Annotated in this window: 19 protein-coding genes; 6 read left to right on the plus strand and 13 right to left on the minus strand. The window is 59.8% G+C overall.

Annotated features, from left to right (window positions below; genetic code table 11):
- Positions 1-156 precede the first annotated feature (156 nt).
- Positions 157-1,515, minus strand: a complete 1,359-nt coding sequence (locus QNH97_RS09295; RefSeq protein WP_283556556.1) for a heavy metal sensor histidine kinase — start codon at positions 1,513-1,515, stop codon at positions 157-159.
- The gene (locus QNH97_RS09300; protein WP_025212766.1) at positions 1,512-2,192 is read right to left on the minus strand and encodes a heavy metal response regulator transcription factor; all 681 of its coding nucleotides are present in this window, start codon (positions 2,190-2,192) and stop codon (positions 1,512-1,514) included. The genes QNH97_RS09295 and QNH97_RS09300 overlap by 4 nt, the downstream gene beginning before the upstream one ends.
- A 152-nt stretch (positions 2,193-2,344) precedes the next feature.
- Between QNH97_RS09300 and copI the strand changes: the two genes are divergently transcribed.
- Both copI and queF read left to right on the plus strand, forming a co-directional pair.
- Positions 2,345-2,866: a copper-resistant cuproprotein CopI gene (gene copI / locus QNH97_RS09305; protein WP_283556557.1), complete on the plus strand. Its 522-nt coding sequence runs from the start codon at positions 2,345-2,347 to the stop codon at positions 2,864-2,866.
- Between the two features lie 61 nt (positions 2,867-2,927).
- Complete coding sequence (queF, locus tag QNH97_RS09310; RefSeq protein ID WP_283556558.1) at positions 2,928-3,758, plus strand: NADPH-dependent 7-cyano-7-deazaguanine reductase QueF; 831 nt, start codon at positions 2,928-2,930, stop codon at positions 3,756-3,758.
- A gap of 141 nt (positions 3,759-3,899) precedes the next feature.
- On the opposite strand, the gene QNH97_RS09315 is transcribed toward queF, so the two are convergent.
- Both QNH97_RS09315 and pcrP read right to left on the minus strand, forming a co-directional pair.
- On the minus strand, positions 3,900-4,163 hold the full coding sequence (locus tag QNH97_RS09315; RefSeq protein WP_283556559.1) for a DUF4404 family protein: 264 nt from the start codon (positions 4,161-4,163) through the stop codon (positions 3,900-3,902).
- Positions 4,164-4,272: 109 nt separating this feature from the next.
- Complete coding sequence (gene pcrP, locus QNH97_RS09320) at positions 4,273-4,893, minus strand: HAD superfamily inactivated hydrolase PcrP (RefSeq protein ID WP_283556560.1); 621 nt, start codon at positions 4,891-4,893, stop codon at positions 4,273-4,275.
- A 204-nt stretch (positions 4,894-5,097) separates the two neighbouring features.
- Between pcrP and QNH97_RS09325 the strand changes: the two genes are divergently transcribed.
- From QNH97_RS09325 to rssC, 3 genes are all read left to right on the plus strand, one after another.
- A complete protein-coding gene (locus QNH97_RS09325; protein ID WP_283556561.1) occupies positions 5,098-5,787 on the plus strand; it encodes an MlaA family lipoprotein in 690 nt (229 codons plus the stop codon).
- Between the two features lie 344 nt (positions 5,788-6,131).
- Entirely contained in the window at positions 6,132-7,313 is a 1,182-nt protein-coding gene (gene rssB / locus QNH97_RS09330) for a two-component system response regulator RssB (RefSeq protein ID WP_283556562.1), read from the plus strand.
- Entirely contained in the window at positions 7,313-7,795 is a 483-nt protein-coding gene (rssC, locus tag QNH97_RS09335; protein WP_025212773.1) for an anti-sigma factor antagonist RssC, read from the plus strand. Before rssB ends, rssC begins: the two co-directional genes overlap by 1 nt.
- A gap of 217 nt (positions 7,796-8,012) precedes the next feature.
- On the opposite strand, the gene tal is transcribed toward rssC, so the two are convergent.
- Positions 8,013-8,939, minus strand: a complete 927-nt coding sequence (tal, locus tag QNH97_RS09340; protein WP_283556563.1) for a transaldolase — start codon at positions 8,937-8,939, stop codon at positions 8,013-8,015.
- A gap of 178 nt (positions 8,940-9,117) precedes the next feature.
- Positions 9,118-10,128 carry a tRNA dihydrouridine(20/20a) synthase DusA gene (dusA, locus tag QNH97_RS09345; RefSeq protein WP_283557451.1) on the minus strand — a complete coding sequence of 337 codons (1,011 nt, stop codon included), beginning with the start codon at positions 10,126-10,128 and terminating at the stop codon, positions 9,118-9,120.
- 103 nt (positions 10,129-10,231) lie between these two features.
- Between dusA and QNH97_RS09350 the strand changes: the two genes are divergently transcribed.
- Positions 10,232-11,383, plus strand: coding sequence for a site-specific integrase (locus tag QNH97_RS09350; protein ID WP_283556564.1), 1,152 nt, complete (start codon positions 10,232-10,234; stop codon positions 11,381-11,383).
- Here QNH97_RS09350 and QNH97_RS09355 read toward each other — a convergent pair.
- The 7 genes from QNH97_RS09355 to QNH97_RS09390 all read right to left on the minus strand — a co-directional run bounded on the left by QNH97_RS09355 (position 11,358) and on the right by QNH97_RS09390 (position 16,037).
- Positions 11,358-11,633 carry a pyocin activator PrtN family protein gene (locus QNH97_RS09355; protein WP_024778225.1) on the minus strand — a complete coding sequence of 92 codons (276 nt, stop codon included), beginning with the start codon at positions 11,631-11,633 and terminating at the stop codon, positions 11,358-11,360. The two genes, QNH97_RS09350 and QNH97_RS09355, sit on opposite strands and share 26 nt — an antisense overlap.
- A 255-nt stretch (positions 11,634-11,888) precedes the next feature.
- The gene (locus QNH97_RS09360) at positions 11,889-13,880 is read right to left on the minus strand and encodes a DNA cytosine methyltransferase (RefSeq protein WP_283556565.1); all 1,992 of its coding nucleotides are present in this window, start codon (positions 13,878-13,880) and stop codon (positions 11,889-11,891) included.
- The gene (locus QNH97_RS09365; RefSeq protein ID WP_283556566.1) at positions 13,873-14,262 is read right to left on the minus strand and encodes a hypothetical protein; all 390 of its coding nucleotides are present in this window, start codon (positions 14,260-14,262) and stop codon (positions 13,873-13,875) included. The genes QNH97_RS09360 and QNH97_RS09365 overlap by 8 nt, the downstream gene beginning before the upstream one ends.
- Before the next feature lie 272 nt (positions 14,263-14,534).
- Positions 14,535-15,137, minus strand: coding sequence for a Mu-Gp12 family protein (locus tag QNH97_RS09375; protein WP_283556568.1), 603 nt, complete (start codon positions 15,135-15,137; stop codon positions 14,535-14,537).
- Between the two features lie 2 nt (positions 15,138-15,139).
- Positions 15,140-15,403: a hypothetical protein gene (locus QNH97_RS09380; RefSeq protein WP_283556569.1), complete on the minus strand. Its 264-nt coding sequence runs from the start codon at positions 15,401-15,403 to the stop codon at positions 15,140-15,142.
- Positions 15,404-15,461: 58 nt separating this feature from the next.
- The gene (locus QNH97_RS09385; RefSeq protein ID WP_283556570.1) at positions 15,462-15,773 is read right to left on the minus strand and encodes a hypothetical protein; all 312 of its coding nucleotides are present in this window, start codon (positions 15,771-15,773) and stop codon (positions 15,462-15,464) included.
- 57 nt (positions 15,774-15,830) lie between these two features.
- On the minus strand, positions 15,831-16,037 hold the full coding sequence (locus tag QNH97_RS09390; protein ID WP_283556571.1) for a hypothetical protein: 207 nt from the start codon (positions 16,035-16,037) through the stop codon (positions 15,831-15,833).
- Positions 16,038-16,055 lie beyond the last annotated feature (18 nt).

The raw sequence follows: 16,055 nt of genomic DNA on the forward strand, positions 1-16,055 counted from the left end.
CAGCCAGCCCCCCCGTGGCGAGGGAGCTTGCTCCCGCTGGGCTGCGCAGCAGCCCCAAAAGCGGCGGGCTTATTCTGGATGATGTGCAGGCTTTCAGATTTTTTGGGAGCGCTTCGCACTCCAGCGGGAGCAAGCTCCCTCGCCACAGGGGTTGTGTCAGGGCTGGCCGGCTTTGGGCAACTCAATCAAGAACCGCGTCCAGCCATCGGCTGATTCACAGCGGATCTGCCCGCCATGGGCGCGAATGATCGAGCGCGTTATCGCCAGTCCCAGCCCCGCATGTTCGCTGCTACCTTCCTGACGAGCCGGATCGGCACGGTAGAAACGGTCGAACAGGCGCGGCAGCAAGTCCGCCGCAATCCCCTCGCCACTGTTCTCCACGCTGACGCACACCCGGTGAGCCTCATCGACCATCCGCACCCGCACTTCACCGTCTCTGGGGGTGAAGCGTAGGGCGTTGTCCAGCAGGTTGGACAGGGCCCGGCGCAACATGCTGCGGTCACCCTCGATGCAGCCTTCGCCCTCACGGCTCAAGTGGACGTTGGCGTCTTCGGCCAGGGGCGCGAAGAACTCCAGCAGCACGTCGACTTCCGCTGCCAGCTCCAGCGGTTCGCGGTTGGGTGCCAGCAGGCCGTGGTCGGCCTTGGCCAGGTACAGCATGTCGTTGACCAGCTGCGCCATCCATTGCAGTTCTTCGAGGTTACTGTGCAAGGCCTCGCGGTAATCCTCCAGCGGTCGCTCGCGGGTGAGGGTGACCTGGGTGTGGGTCAGCAGGTTCGACAGCGGCGTGCGCAACTCATGGGCGATGTCGGCTGAGAACGCCGAGAGTCGTTGAAAGGCGTCGTCGAGTCGTCCGAGCATGGCATTGATGCTGTGGGCCAGTTCCGCCAGTTCGGCAGGCATCTGCTCTTCAGGCAGTCGGGCGTTGAGGGAGCGGGCCGAGACGCTCCCGGCGATGGCGCCCATGCGTCGCAACGGGCGCAAGGCCCGTCGGGCGGCCCACGCGCCGAGCAGGGCGGTGGCCAGGGCCGAGAGGCCCACGGTCAGCCAGATCAGGTGCTGCATGCGTTGCAGGAAGTGCTGGTGATGGGTGATGTCCAGCAACAGCGTCAGTTGCGGCGAATTGGGTCGGTCGGGGTACAGCGGTGCGTTCAACACGCGGTAAGCGCTGTCGCCATCGCTGAGGGTGGACAGGCCGGGACGCTCCGGCAGTTGAGCAGGAATCCGGATCGAGCTGTCGTACCAGCGCACGCCATCGCTGCCATTGATGCGCAGCGCCAGGTCGCCCTGACGACTCAATTCATCTTCCAGGCGGGTTTGGGTCTGCTCGGCGTCGAGGTCTTGCAGGGTGCGGCGCAGGCCGATCAGCTTGCCTTCCAGCAGTTGCTGGTCCAATTCGATGAAGTGCGCCTCGCTGCCGCGGCTGAACAGTACTCCGGCAAACAACGACACCACCGCCGTGCAGGCGGCGAACAGCAGGGCCAGGCGGCTGCTCAGCGACCACTGACCCCTCACAGGCTGCGCTCTTCAAGCACATAGCCCATGCCGCGCACGGTGTGGATGAGTTTGCTGGGGAAGTCATCGTCAATCTTGATGCGCAGGCGCCGGATCGCGACTTCGATGACATTGGTGTCGCTGTCGAAATTCATGTCCCAGACTTGGGACGCGATCAGGGATTTGGGCAGCACCTCGCCCTGGCGGCGCAGGAGCATTTCCAGCAAGGCGAACTCCTTGGCGGTGAGGTCGATGCGCCGACCGCTGCGTTCGACGCGGCGGCGGATCAGGTCCAGACGCAGGTCCGCCAGTTGCAGGCTGGTTTCCTGGGGTGTCGAGCTGCCCCGGCGCAACAGGCTGCGCACCCGCGCCAGCAGTTCGGAAAAAGCAAAAGGTTTGACCAGGTAATCATCGGCGCCCAACTCCAGGCCGTGCACCCGATCCTGTACTGCATCCCGCGCCGTGAGGAACAGCACGGGTGTATCCAGCCCGGCCCCGCGGACGGCTTGCAGAATCTGCCAGCCATCGCGACCGGGCAACATCACGTCGAGGATCAGCAAGGCGTATTCACCACTCAAGGCCAATTGCTGGCCGGTGATGCCATCGGCCACCAGGTCGGCGTTAAACCCGGCTTCGCTCAAGCCCTGGCGCAGGTATTGGCCGGTTTTCGTTTGGTCTTCGACGATCAGCAGTTTCATGGGCGGCTCAAGGCAGGGTTTGAACGTAGGCGTTATACCGTGACGGGCAGGGTCATGGCGCAAGCTGACAAAGTTGTAATCAAGGTGTCAGCCGACTGGCAGTTGCACACGGATAGAGTTTCCCACAAGCCGAATCTGATAGGAGTATGGACATGTTGATGGGAAACCGCTTGATCCTGGCTGCTTTTACACTGGTGCTGAGTACGCCCACGTGGGCGTCGCCGGGCCATTTCGATTTCGGCCAGCCAGCACCGGCGGCCAAAGCCAATCGCAATATTGATGTGGTAATGGGGGACATGACGTTCGATCCCGGTGCGCTTGATATCAAGGCTGGGGAGACTGTCCGGTTCGTGCTGATCAACAAAGGACAGTTGCTCCACGAATTCAACCTGGGCAACGCCGCGATGCACGTCGAACATCAGCAGGAAATGCTCAAGATGCAGCAGAGCGGACAGATGACGCCGACCGCGATGAAGCCGGGGATGGATCATGGCGCCATGAACCACGATCAGGCCAGCATGAAACACGACGACCCCAATAGCGTACTGGTGGAGCCGGGTAAAACCGCCGAGCTGACCTGGACATTCACCCAGGCTACACGCCTTGAATTTGCCTGCAATGTCCCCGGTCATTACCAGGCCGGGATGAAGGGCGACCTGACTGTCAGTCAGTAAGCACTCAAAGGCTGCGGCAAAGGCTGATAGAATCCGCTGATTCTTCAGTCAGGTTTCCGTCATGCATCCCGCAGCCGAACATTCGCCGCTGGGTAAATCCAGCGAATACATCGCCACGTACACGCCGTCACTGCTGTTTCCGATCCCGCGCGCCGCGAAATGGGCGGAATTGGGCCTGACGGCCGAGACCTTGCCGTACAAGGGCGTGGATTTCTGGAACTGTTTCGAACTGTCGTGGCTGTTGCCGTCGGGTAAGCCAGTGGTGGCCATCGGTGAGTTTGCGATTCCTGCGGATTCGCCGAATATCATCGAATCCAAATCCTTCAAGCTGTACCTCAACTCCCTGAACCAGACCCAGTTCACCGATACCGCAAGCCTGGAAGCCACCCTGCGCCAGGACCTGTCGGCGGCGGCCGGGAAGCCGGTGGGCGTGCGGATTCGCAGCCTCAAGGATGTGGAAAGCGAAGGCATCGTGGCGCTGCCCGGTGCATGCATCGACGACCTGGACATCAGTGTCGACTCGTACGAGCACCCGCGTCCGGAACTGCTGCGTTGCGATGATTCACGCATCGTCGAGGAAAGTTTGCACAGCCATCTGCTCAAGTCCAACTGCCCGGTGACCAGCCAACCAGATTGGGGCAGCGTAGCGGTGGAGTATCGCGGCGCGGCCCTGGACCACGCCAGCCTGTTGGCCTACATCGTCAGCTTTCGCCAGCATTCGGATTTCCATGAGCAATGCGTGGAGCGGATCTTTCTCGATCTGCAACGCTTGCTCAAGCCGGAGAAGTTGACGGTGTATGCGCGGTATGTGCGTCGGGGTGGGCTGGATATCAATCCGTATCGCAGTACCGAAGCGGTGCAATTGCCGAATCACCGATTGGTCCGGCAATAAAGAGCGTTTGTGGGAGCGAGCTTGCTCGCGATGAGGCCAGTCCATTCAACATTGATGTTGCTTGAAACTCCGCTATCGCGAGCAAGCTCGCTCCCAAAAAGCCCTGCTATCGATAGCGGGGCTTTTTGCGTTTGGCGGGGGTCAGATTCCCATATTGCCCAAGGCTTGCACGATGTTGCGCAAGGTCCCGGCAAGGGTGGGGTGTTCCAGCTCGAAGCGTTCGACGGCCAGGTTCACATTGTCGGCGAGGTTGGTGTCCGGTGTTTTGGTTTCCAGTTCAAGCTCAAATTCGATCTGTTCCATCAGCGCCTGCAGGTCGGCGCGTTCGGCTTCGGACAGGGGTGGATTCTGTTCCAATTGCTCGCGCAGTGTGTTGAGCTGTTCTTGCAATTCGCGGGCAGGCATTGGCGTACTCCCTTTATTGATAGGCACAGCCATGGACCGCGACGGCACGTCAAAAGTCCATGGCTTGCCTTAAGAGTAATCCACCCTCACGCACCCTGCATGATCCCGGTCATGGCTTCTCGCCTTTGAGTCGGCGCAGGCTGATATCGGCCAGGCAGGTGTCGAGTTCGCCCAGATGATCGATGACCGAATGCACGCCCAGGCCGAACAGTTGCACGGTGGCCTTGGCGCGTTTGGTTTCCCGTTGCTGTTGGTTCAACGCCTGCCATTCGGCAGGCGCCAGGCCGCACAGCGAACCACAGGACGCCAGGCCAATGGTCCATAAACCCGCGTTGAGCCCTGACTGCAACAGCCTGGGTTCGCCACTGACCAATACACAACCGTCCAATTGCTGGACGTTCAGTGCCATCAAGGCCTGCCAACAGGCATGAGGCGCCGGCCATGGATTATTTGTTGCTGGAAGTTGCGGCGGTTGGATCCAGCCCGGTAACGAGGCGGCCAGGGCATGGCCGGTGGCGGGTGGCAGTTCGTCGAGCCAGGCGCAGGGAATTTCCTGACGCTGCAAGTGATGCAAACATTCGAGGGCGCCAAGCGTCGGTTGCGCATGCTCGACCGGCGTTGCCCCTGGCTGACGAATGCGCGCCCCGAAATCCACCAGGCATCCACTCAGGCCAAACAGTACGGCGGTCAGGCTGGGAGCGGGGAGGGGCAGGGCTTCGGCGCGGGGCATGGGAACATCCTTGAAATAACCAGCAGCCTAACGGTCCTCCATGACAGCCCGGTGACAGTGAGGTGTCGGCCCCCAACTGACAGAGGGGGCCTAGAATCGGCTTCTTTTTTTGGATGCTGCCAGTAGGACTTTTCCGCCTTATACTAGCCAGCTTACCGCCTGGGCTCGGCGCCCTTGCCTGAACAATCCAAGGAGTTTTCCCTTATGCGCTGGAGCCATCGTCTAGCTCAGCTGTGTCTTTCCGCCGGCGTCCTGCTGGTTCCGTTCGCTGCCCAGGCCGCTACGGAAGAAGATCCTTGGGAAAGCATCAACCGTCCGATCTTCACCTTCAACGACACCCTCGATACCTATGCGCTCAAGCCATTGGCCCAGGGTTATCAGTATGTGACGCCGCAGTTTCTCGAAGACGGCATCCATAACATGTTCCGCAACATCGGTGACGTGGGCAACCTGGCCAACAACGTGCTGCAGGCCAAGCCGGCCGCTGCCGGGGTCGACACGGCCCGTTTGATCTTCAACACCACCTTTGGCCTGCTGGGCTTCTTCGACGTCGGCACCCAGATGGGCCTGCAGCGCAGCGATGAAGACTTTGGCCAGACTCTGGGCTACTGGGGGGTGGGCAGCGGTCCCTATGTGATGCTGCCGGTGCTGGGTCCAAGCACCTTGCGTGACGCGCCGGCCAAGCTGGTCGATGACTACACGGCCCCGTATCGTTATATCGATAACGTGTCGGTGCGTAACTCCATTCGAGGCCTGAACGTCATCGACACCCGCGCCAGCCTGCTGTCGGCCGAGAAGATGGTGACCGGCGACAAATATGTATTCCTGCGCAACGCCTTCCTGCAAAACCGCGAATTCAAGGTAAAGGATGGCCAGGTCGAAGACGATTTCTGATTTCGACTCATACACCCGGAAGGCGGCCAAAAAGGCCGCCTTCTTTGCTTTGAGGCGGTGTTTGCGCCGGTTTGATCCTTCCATTGAGTTACGCTTCGCTCGGTTCTTATAACTCTCTGTGCTTTGACAAATAAAGACGGCGAGCGGCTATCTGCCTGAGCTTGAAACGCCCCGCGGATGGGAGTACCGTCTGCGCCTTAGAAGGGCACCTTTGATGTAACTGTGCGTAGGGCAAAAGCCTGAAGCCGGTACGACAGAGAGGCTAGAAAGCGAATCCAGTAGTGCGTGCCAGGTCAATTGCCTCAGCCCGCTACGCCAACCTAATTCTGGCGCCGTTTGCCCACATGCCAAAAACCAGTGCCACGCTGCTGATAATCGATGATGACGAGGTGGTGCGAGCCAGCCTCGCGGCCTACTTGGAAGACAGTGGTTTCAGCGTCCTGCAGGCCAGTAATGGCCAACAGGGTCTTCAGGTATTCGAGCAAGACAAGCCCGACCTGGTCATCTGCGACCTGCGCATGCCGCAGATGGGCGGACTCGAACTCATTCGCCAGGTCACCGAGATCTCCTCGCAGACCCCGGTGATCGTGGTTTCGGGCGCGGGCGTGATGAACGACGCGGTCGAGGCGTTGCGCCTGGGCGCGGCGGATTACCTGATCAAGCCCCTCGAAGACCTGGCTGTGCTCGAGCACTCGGTGCGCCGGGCCCTGGACCGTTCGCGCCTGTTGGTGGAAAACCAGCGCTACCGCGAAAAGCTGGAAACCGCCAATCGCGAGCTGGAAGCCAGCTTGAACCTGTTGCAGGAAGACCAGAACGCCGGGCGTCAGGTGCAGATGAACATGCTGCCGGTCAGCCCTTGGACCGTCGACGATTTCCGCTTTGCCCACCAGATCATCCCGTCGTTGTACCTGTCGGGGGATTTCGTGGACTATTTCCGGGTCGATGAGCGACGAGTGGCGTTCTATCTGGCGGACGTTTCCGGCCATGGCGCTTCCTCGGCATTCGTGACGGTTCTGTTGAAGTTCATGACCACGCGCCTGTTGTTCGAATCCAAGCGCAACGGCACGTTGCCAGAATTCAAGCCGTCAGAAGTCCTTGGGCATATCAACCGAGGCCTGATCAGTTGTAAGCTGGGCAAACACGTCACAATGGTCGGTGGGGTCATCGACGAGGAGACTGGTTTGTTGACCTATAGCATCGGCGGTCACCTGCCGTTGCCTGTGTTGTATACACCAGACAGTGTTCGTTATCTGGAAGGGCGTGGTTTGCCGGTGGGCCTGTTCAATGAGGCTGTCTACGAAGACCACGTACTGGAATTGCCGCCAGTATTCAGCCTGACGCTGATGTCTGATGGCATTTTGGACCTTTTGACAGAACCTACACTCAAAGAGAAAGAAGCGGCCTTGCCTGAACGGGTGAGAGCAGCGGGCGGCAGCCTGGAAGGCTTGCGTCAAGTGTTTGGATTAGCCACGCTAGGGGAGATGCCGGATGATATCGCCCTGTTAGTGTTGAGCAGGAATCTTTGATGAGTACCGGTAGAATCCAGTTCGCCGAGCAGGACGGCACCTTCGTCCTGAAGTTTGTCGGTGAAGTGCGCCTGACCCTGTGTTCGGCGCTGGATGCGACTATTGAGCGGATCTTCACTGCGCTGAACTTCAGCGCCATCGTGATCGACCTGACCGAAACCCGCAGCATCGACAGCACCACCCTGGGCCTGCTGGCCAAACTGTCGATCCTGTCGCGGCAAAAGGTCGGCCTGCTGCCGACCGTGGTCACCACCCACAACGACATCACTCGCCTGCTGCAGTCCATGGGCTTTGATCAGGTGTTCAACATCGTTGGCGATCCCGTGCCATGCCCTGAATGCCTGGACGACCTGCCTGATCAGGACCAGTCTGAAGAAGAAGTGCGGATCAAGGTGCTTGAAGCCCACAAGATCCTCATGGGGCTCAACGACTCCAATCGTGAAGCGTTCCATGACCTGGTGAATGCGCTGGAGCGGCCTTGAGCCTTGGGCTTTGTGTAGGCTGCACCGGCTTCATCGCGAGCAAGCTCGCTCCCACAGGTGTTGTGGCATTCTCTTAATCGAGCCCAACCGACATCCCCTGTGGGAGCGAGCTTGCTCGCGATGGCGTTTGTCGACTCGCCACATCTCTTAAGCCAAGCGGCATAAAAAAGGGCGAACCCAACCAGGTTCGCCCTTTTTGCATGCCGGCTGAATCAGCTCAAAGCTTGGCTTGCAGCAACGCCTCCAGTTTCTCCTGGTCTCGGGCAAACTGACGAATACCTTCCGCCAGTTTTTCAGTCGCCATGGCATCCTCGTTGGACAACCAACGGAATTGGGCTTCATTGAGGATCAAACGTGCTTCCCCGGCTTGCCCTGGCGCCAGTTTGCGCTCCAGCTTGCCTTCGTCGGCGGCCAGTTTCTCCAGCAGCTCCGGGCTGACGGTCAAGCGGTCGCAGCCGGCCAGTTGCTCGATCTGATTGAGGTTACGGAAGCTCGCGCCCATGACCACGGTCTTGTAGTCATTGGCCTTGTAGTAGTTGTAGATGCGCGTCACCGACTGCACGCCTGGATCATCGGCACCGGTGTAGTCGTTGCCATTGGTCTTCTTGTACCAGTCGTAGATACGGCCCACGAACGGAGAAATCAGGAACACCCCAGCATCGGCACAGGCTGCGGCCTGGGCGAAGGAGAACAGCAAGGTCAGGTTGCACTGGATGCCTTCACGCTCCAACTGCTCGGCGGCGCGAATCCCTTCCCAGGTGGAAGCGATCTTGATCAGCACGCGATCCCGGCCAACGCCGGCTTTTTCGTACAGGTCGATCAGACGATGCGCACGCTTCAACACGGCCTCGGTGTCGAACGACAGGCGCGCATCCACTTCAGTGGAGATGCGTCCCGGAATCACCTTCAGAATCTCTTGCCCAACCGCTACGCCAAAACGGTCGCTGGCCAGGCCGACGTCACCCTTGCAGTCCGCGACGCAGGCGTTCAGCAACTCGGCGTAGCCCTGGATGGCCGAAGCCTTGAGCAGCAGGGAAGGGTTGGTGGTGGCATCCACGGGTTTAACGCGGGCGATGGCTTCGAAGTCGCCGGTATCGGCCACGACGGTAGTGAATTGTTTGAGTTGTTCCAGCTTGGAAGTCATGAGCGTGCTCTGTCCTATGGGTCTGTTGACATTACCCGAGGGCCGGCAGCCACTCAAGGGCGTGAAGAGGTATCAACGGTTCCGGCGGCAACAACCTGAAAACGGCTGTTTGAAAGGCCGGGGCGGGTAGCGGTAGATACGATGCCAAAACCGGCCGCAGGTTCAAAGCAAGTGACGGTTAACGTCCTTCCAGCAATTGCCCGGCCTGATCCAGCAACGCCAACGGATCCTTGGTCTTGTGAATATCCACCGACAACAACTGCCGAAACCGTCGTGCTCCCGGGAAGCCAGTGCCCAACCCGAGTACATGACGGGTGATGTGATGCATCGCGCCACCAGCGGCCAGATGATTAGCGATATAAGGCCGCAACTGCGCCAACGCCTCGGCCCGCGTGATCACCGGCGCCGTGCTGCCGAACAGCTGCTGATCCACCTCGGCCAGCAAATATGGGTTGTGATAGGCCTCGCGCCCCAGCATCACGCCGTCGAACGTCTCCAAATGCTCATGGCACGCCTCCAGCGTCTTGATCCCGCCGTTGAGCACAATCTCCAGCTCGGGAAAGTCCGCTTTCAACCGCGCGGCCACGTCATACCGCAAGGGCGGGATGTCGCGATTCTCCTTCGGCGACAACCCCTCCAGGATCGCAATCCGCGCATGCACGGTGAAACTCGTGCAACCGGCCTCGCGCACCGTCCCGACGAACTCACACAATTGCTCGTAACTGTCCCTTCCATTGATCCCGATCCGATGCTTGACCGTCACCGGAATCGACACCGCATCGCGCATCGCCTTAACACAATCGGCCACCAAGTCCGGATGCCCCATCAGGCACGCGCCGATCATATTGTTCTGCACCCGGTCGCTGGGGCAGCCGACGTTGAGGTTGACCTCGTCGTAGCCGTGCTCTTGAGCCATCCGTGCACAGGCGGCCAGGTCGGCAGGGACACTGCCGCCCAGTTGCAGGGCCAGTGGGTGTTCGGCTTCGTGATGCCGGAGGAAGCGTTCGTGGTCGCCGTTGAGTAGCGCGCCGGTGGTGACCATTTCGGTGTAGAGCAGGGCGTGTTTGGAGAGGATGCGTAGGAAGAACCGGCAGTGGGGGTCGGTCCAATCCATCATGGGTGCAACACTAAAGCGCCGAGACAGCGTAGGCCTTGCATTTACTGGGCTAAAGCTCTGTTTATCTAGCATTTTCTTCAACGTGTTCTGGGCGTGATTTCGGGCGTTTTCAGGCGTTTTTGAGGGCTCGGTGGTACGATGTACCACTTCAAAACTGACGCGTACCACTTTTGACATGGCGACTATCAGGGCAAGAAAACTGGCGGATGGGTCTGTTAGCTACACGGCTCAGATCCGCATCAAGCGCGACGGAGTGCAAGTCTATCAAGAGAGCCAGACCTTCGCCCGAAAACAGGCGGCGCAGGCCTGGGCGCGCAAGCGTGAATCCGAACTGGATGAACCTGGTGCGATTGAGCGAGCGAGTCGCGAAGGCGTCACGCTCAAAGAGATGATTGACCGGTATTTGATCGAGGTTGAGAAAGCCCGGCCGCTGGGCAAGACGAAACGAGCAACGCTCACGGCAATTGGCGAAACGTACATGGGCAAGCTGGACGATACCCAGGTCAACACGCAATGCCTGGTCGATTACGCGCTATGGCGGATGAGTCCCGAGGGGGGAGGCGTCCAGCCGCAGACCGCCGGCAACGACTTGGCCCACCTCGGCGCAGTGCTTTCCATCGGCAAGGACGCTTGGGGTTACCAGCTTGATCCTCTGGCGATGGGGGGCGCACGGCGCGTACTGCGCAAGCTCGGCTACAACTTGAAAAGCCGCGAGCGTGACCGGCGCCCTACGCTGGACGAGCTGGGCAAGCTCATGAAGCATTACCAGGACATGCAGGCTCGGCGTCGAAGCATCATCAACATGATGAAAGTGGTGGGCTTCGCCCTGTTCTCGACTCGCCGTCTCGACGAAATAACCCGGATTCGCTGGGACGACCTCGACGAGCCCGGCCAGCGCGTGTTGGTTCGCGACATGAAGAACCCAGGCCAGAAGATCGGCAACGACGTGTGGTGTTACCTGCCAGACGAGGCCTGGAAGATCCTCCAGACTATGCCCCGTGCCGGGGAAGATATTTTCCCCTACAGCCCTGAATCAATCTCCACGTCCTGGGCGAAGGCCTGCAAGCTATTGAATATCCAAGATCTGCACTTCCATGACCTCCGTCACGAAGGTGTAAGCCGTCTGTTCGAAATGGACTGGGATATCCCCCGGGTGGCGAGCGTTTCGGGGCATCGGGACTGGAATTCGTTGAGGCGCTACACACACCTACGCGGCAAAGGTGACCGCTACATAGGGTGGGAATGGCACGAAGAGATATTGAGGGCGCCCGTCCAACTGGGCGCCGCATCAATGAAGTGGCTTAAAAGGCGTGTTTTAACCCGTTGAGCTGGCTGTTCTCTTTAACCGCGGCTGCGCGCTGTAGATCGAGATACGCAGCCAAGTCGGTGATATGAATTCCCTTTGCCGACTTCTGGCTACGTTCCAGGCGGGTGATGGGGATCTTGATCTGCCCGCTCATCACCTTGCGTTGAAACATGTCAGGCGTCAGGTGCGTGAAGTAGTCCCGGCAAACCTGCTCCAGCGAGATAATCGCCTGGCCGTCGTACTGGGCCATCAGGATAAATGCTGTGTTCATGATGTCCCTCACATCCGAAACGATTGAAGAATGAGCGTCTGCCGGCCGGCACTTCCTGCCGGCTGTGCGCTGTCGGTCTGAATCTCGCAAACAAACCGATGTCGCTCCCGGTTCGGTGCGCTCAATGCCCGAGTAATCCCTGGCACCGCGCCGAGGCATTGCTCATAGGCGTCTGGGCCGGCCCAGCGCTGGGCGGGTATCACCTGGCAATCCGTACGTGTTGCGTCTGAGCATAGGTAAAGCAGAAGAAAACGGTCATATACCGGCCTCCAGCTGAGCCACACTCAACGCAACCGCCACCGGCCGCACCCAAATCGACACATTACTGAGCATGAACGTCTCCCCAGCCTCGGCGAGCAGCAGCGTCATGCCGAACACGTCGCCCATCGCCTTCGCCGCCGCCCGTGGCACCGCATTACCGATCCGCTCCCGGTGGAGGCCGTCATTGACACCGTCCAGTTGGAAGAACCGCGCCTCCTCGATCTTGCGAACCCGCTGCATCACGCGGATTTCATGCGCGGTCTGCGGATCTGCTGACCAGTGCTCCTCCGGATCGAACAGCGATTGCAGCGCGGCCAGCTCCAGCGTGGTGAAGGGCCGGTGCCAGGTGCCGTCAAGGCTGGTGATCATGCAGGTGAGCCTGTCGTTGGGCGCTGGCATACGCTGGTCCGCAACCGACCACCGGCCGTTGTCGTGGCAGGCACTGGCAGAAACCGCGCCTGCCGGATCCTTCCAGTTGACCACCCCGTAATGACCCCCGGTCAAATAGGCGTCGCCCTTGGTGCGGAACATGCCCGGGCGCGGATCAGCGATGGATAAGGCACCGCTGGCAACCTGTTGTGAACCGGTCACGGTCCTGGCGTTGTCATCCCAGGGGGTGATGCGCAACTTTTGCGAGCTGGCCCCTGGGTGCCAGTTCTTATAAGCAGGGTCCGCCACGGCAAAAGCGCCTTGCCCGGTGGTGCTGCCGGCGATGACGGTACCGGCCGGCTTGCTGTAGTCGGTTACCAGGTACTTGCCGAAGCCCTTGGAGGGTTGCCGAGGGTCGGCCACGGCCTGGCCTCCAGAGCTTGGCCCGTGCCCTGCGGTGACGGTGCCGGCGGCCTGGTCGTTGTGAACCACGCGAAACACATTGTTATGCCGCTCGCCGCTCATACGCGGGTCTGCCACGCTGAACGTTCCTTGCCCAGGGCTTCGTTGGCCTGTGACAACACCACAGTGGCGGTCGTAGGGCAGCACGCCGTATTGGGTGTATTCGAATTTGCTCGCCGGCCGTGGGTCCGCTACTGAGAATTTTCCATTGGTAGGGCTCGACCGGCCGGCCACGGTTCCGGCGGTATCCTGCCAATCATGTACGCCGAGATAACCGGCGCGGTACTCCGGCACGATTACAAAATCGCGCAGATGGCCATCCTCGATCGCGAACCGACTCAGGCTGCGCCAATCCTTACCTGCCTCAACCAGGGCCAGGCGTACCCATGTCTTCCACTGCAATGCTGGAACCCGATGCATTGGTCCTGCCTGCTCCACGTCACCTGCCAGTGGCATACGGCTCAGCACGTCGCCCACGGCCCGCAGGCTTCGTTTTTCTGGTTCGTACAGGAATGCCGGTACCTTTTCGGCGTGCCTGGCGACCAGCAGGAAACGCTTGCGGCTTTGGGCCAGTCCGCCGATTTCGCCACAGTCATGGGTGGTCTCGGCTACGGCGTATCCATAGTGGCGCAGCAGCTTATTGATCTGGTCCAGCAAATGACGGCCACGGGTAGCCAGGCGGGGCACGTTTTCGAACACGATCAGCGACACGGGGTTGTGCTTCCAAGCCTCACACATCAGCCAAACACAACGCAGGGTCAGCTCGTTGAGCGCCTGATACTTCGGCGTCTGGCTCATAGTTTCCGACAGTAAGCCTGATGCGCCTTTGCACGGGCTGCTGATGAACACGGCGTCAGGGTCTTCATTGCCGGCGGCGCGGCGCAGATCCTCGGCGGTAGCCTCTTTCCACCCGGCGGGCGGCTGTTGCCCATGGAAGGCGATGTACTGCTGCCGGGTGAACAAGTCCATCAGCGTGCCGGGTACGCCGGTCATCATCTGGAAGTCGCGTAACCCGGCCGGATCAACGTCAACGCCTCCCAGGCAGCGCCATTCGGCTTGAATCGCGCCGAGAGTGGGCTTGGAGTCGCTGAAGCCGGCGGCACCGCTACCGAGCCCGCAGCAGAGATGGAAATGGGTGAAGGTGCGCTTAAGCATCAGAAGCACCCCGCGCGGTGAAGCATTCATCGCATGGGCTAAAGGGCTCGTCGGCGCATTTGGGGAATTCTTGCTCGACTGCACGCACCGTCGCCGCCTCTGCATACCAGCCATGGACGCGCCGTAGTTTCATCAGGTCTAGGACTTTTTGCGCTCGCTCAGTGATGGAAGCCGGATACAAGCAGCCATCAGCGGCCAGGTCTTCAACGAACTCTTCCAAGGCTTCCATGGCTGCCAGTTCATGGCCGCGACTCCAAGAGATAACTTCACCGCCATCTACCTTTTTCGGGATAACAGATCCGAGGGCGCCACGGAAAACTAGGGTGTGATAGCACGTAACAGCAGCCTCTTCGGTGCTGTCTTGAGATTGATCGATTTGCATGGTGCTTCTCCTTTGAGGCGAAGGGGGAGTTGCAGCTCCCCGTGTTTCGCCTGTACTGATATCAGTGCGCGTATCGACGCGGTTTGTTTTGTTTGGCCGCTGCACGTTCAGCCATGAAAGCCGCCCACTCTTCAGATTTGCGCTTCTGGCGGATACGGCTACATGCCTGGTGCTTGCGGGTGGAGCGTGCGTTGCCGCAGATATCGCAGCGGTTTGGCAGGTCAAGTCGATGACTCGCCATGGTTGGACGCTCGCGCTCGGGGCCAGCTGACTCAGGCATTCGCCACCTCGATAGCTTTTAACTTCGCCAACCGTGCGGTTCCGTACTCACTGGCCAGGATCTCAACTGCGCCGTCGATCCATCCGCAGGTTGGTTGCCCCGCCGCGACTTTCGCCTGGTGTTCGGCTTTGTTGATTTGGAAACCTAGGTGGAAATAAGCGATTCCGTCGAGTTCGAACTTGATACCGCCACACAACCAAAGATTGCCGGTGTTAACGCCGAGTCGATCCCAGTAGTCGCTGCCGCTCAGGCGTTTGGGGCAGTACTCTTTCCACACTGCTACCAGGCGTTCGTGTTCCGCCCGAATCGCTGCTCGATCCTCCTTTGAAACGTCTTTGCCAGGCTTTGCAGCCGCACGCAGTGAGCGATATCCGTGGTCATCAGGGCGACACCAGTGCACATCAAGCTCCGCTCCGCCGCTGAGTTTCACACCGCCGGCGAAGTTGGAATCAACGTCACGCATTGGGGCGACCTTGCCACCTAACATTGAACCGAGCACGGCCAGTTGGGCGATGAAAATGTCCTTCTGGACGTAGAAGTCGCGAACAGTGGCGACGGTGGCTGGCTCGCTGGACTTGTAGAAAAAGCCGGCCATGATCACCGTCCTCCCGCAAGCATGCGGATCAGCTCATTTGGTTGGCCCTCCGGGGTGAGCTTTGTCAGCGGTAGAGTGATCCGGTGGCCGTTTCCAGCCCGAACTACTGCGAGCGAGCCGTTGATCTCAACTATTACGCCATTGCGGGCACTGAGGCGGTAGCCGTGACCCTGGGCTTTGATTGCCGTGTAGCTGACCTTGCCGCCGACAGTCAGCGGTGTTGTGGTAGCCTCTGCGGTGCCGCCTTGGGGTTGATTCACTTGCATGGTGCTTCTCCTTTGGGTGGTCGGTGTCGAGGGGTTGCAGCCCCTCGGCACCACCTTCTTACTGGCTTTCGCCGGTTGTGTTTTGCCTGCGCACCAGGTGCACAAGGACATTTTCAAGCGCGGCAACTTCTTCAGTTTCGGATTGCCACAGCAGAACTGCCTCTATCTGTGCCCGGTTGCATTCCAGCACCAGAATTTCAAAATCGGTTGCAGCGCGAACTTCCAGAATCTTGATCAGACCGTCAGGTGCATAGGCTTCGGCATGAATGACTTTTGAGGTTTCGCCAAACCAAGCCTTCAACTCTGTCAAATGCCTGAGCCGGTTCGTTGCGCCGTTTTGGCCCTCGCTTGTAACGATTTGTACATGCATGGTGCTTCTCCTTTGGGTGGTTTATGCCTAGGGGTTGCAGCCCCTAGGCACCATCTTTCAGGCCGTTGTGGCCAGGTCTTGCTTGATGATCGCTACGACCTCGTCCCGGTCCTTCGCATATGCGAAAGGCAGTTCGCCGCCTGGGCGAGTGATGGGGTAGCGGGACTCGGGCAATCGGCACTCGGCCACGGTGTAGCCGCTGTCGGTAATCCAGCAGTTCTGCTGAATCTGCCCATCTCGATTTCGTTTCGCTGCCCATTTCATGCCGACACCCTCATTAAT

This window comes from Pseudomonas sp. G2-4 (genome assembly GCF_030064125.1).
Classification (GTDB): domain Bacteria; phylum Pseudomonadota; class Gammaproteobacteria; order Pseudomonadales; family Pseudomonadaceae; genus Aquipseudomonas.

Coding starts and splice junctions, on each gene's coding strand:
- QNH97_RS09300 (WP_025212766.1), bottom strand. CDS start 2,192: ATGAAACTGCTGATCGTCGAAGACCAAACGAAAACCGGCCAATACCTG.
- copI (WP_283556557.1), top strand. CDS start 2,345: ATGTTGATGGGAAACCGCTTGATCCTGGCTGCTTTTACACTGGTGCTG.
- queF (WP_283556558.1), top strand. CDS start 2,928: ATGCATCCCGCAGCCGAACATTCGCCGCTGGGTAAATCCAGCGAATAC.
- QNH97_RS09315 (WP_283556559.1), bottom strand. CDS start 4,163: ATGCCTGCCCGCGAATTGCAAGAACAGCTCAACACACTGCGCGAGCAA.
- pcrP (WP_283556560.1), bottom strand. CDS start 4,893: ATGCCCCGCGCCGAAGCCCTGCCCCTCCCCGCTCCCAGCCTGACCGCC.
- QNH97_RS09325 (WP_283556561.1), top strand. CDS start 5,098: ATGCGCTGGAGCCATCGTCTAGCTCAGCTGTGTCTTTCCGCCGGCGTC.
- rssB (WP_283556562.1), top strand. CDS start 6,132: ATGCCAAAAACCAGTGCCACGCTGCTGATAATCGATGATGACGAGGTG.
- rssC (WP_025212773.1), top strand. CDS start 7,313: ATGAGTACCGGTAGAATCCAGTTCGCCGAGCAGGACGGCACCTTCGTC.
- tal (WP_283556563.1), bottom strand. CDS start 8,939: ATGACTTCCAAGCTGGAACAACTCAAACAATTCACTACCGTCGTGGCC.
- dusA (WP_283557451.1), bottom strand. CDS start 10,128: ATGCTAGATAAACAGAGCTTTAGCCCAGTAAATGCAAGGCCTACGCTG.
- QNH97_RS09350 (WP_283556564.1), top strand. CDS start 10,232: ATGGCGACTATCAGGGCAAGAAAACTGGCGGATGGGTCTGTTAGCTAC.
- QNH97_RS09355 (WP_024778225.1), bottom strand. CDS start 11,633: ATGAACACAGCATTTATCCTGATGGCCCAGTACGACGGCCAGGCGATT.
- QNH97_RS09360 (WP_283556565.1), bottom strand. CDS start 13,880: ATGCTTAAGCGCACCTTCACCCATTTCCATCTCTGCTGCGGGCTCGGT.
- QNH97_RS09365 (WP_283556566.1), bottom strand. CDS start 14,262: ATGCAAATCGATCAATCTCAAGACAGCACCGAAGAGGCTGCTGTTACG.
- QNH97_RS09375 (WP_283556568.1), bottom strand. CDS start 15,137: ATGGCCGGCTTTTTCTACAAGTCCAGCGAGCCAGCCACCGTCGCCACT.
- QNH97_RS09380 (WP_283556569.1), bottom strand. CDS start 15,403: ATGCAAGTGAATCAACCCCAAGGCGGCACCGCAGAGGCTACCACAACA.
- QNH97_RS09385 (WP_283556570.1), bottom strand. CDS start 15,773: ATGCATGTACAAATCGTTACAAGCGAGGGCCAAAACGGCGCAACGAAC.
- QNH97_RS09390 (WP_283556571.1), bottom strand. CDS start 16,037: ATGAAATGGGCAGCGAAACGAAATCGAGATGGGCAGATTCAGCAGAAC.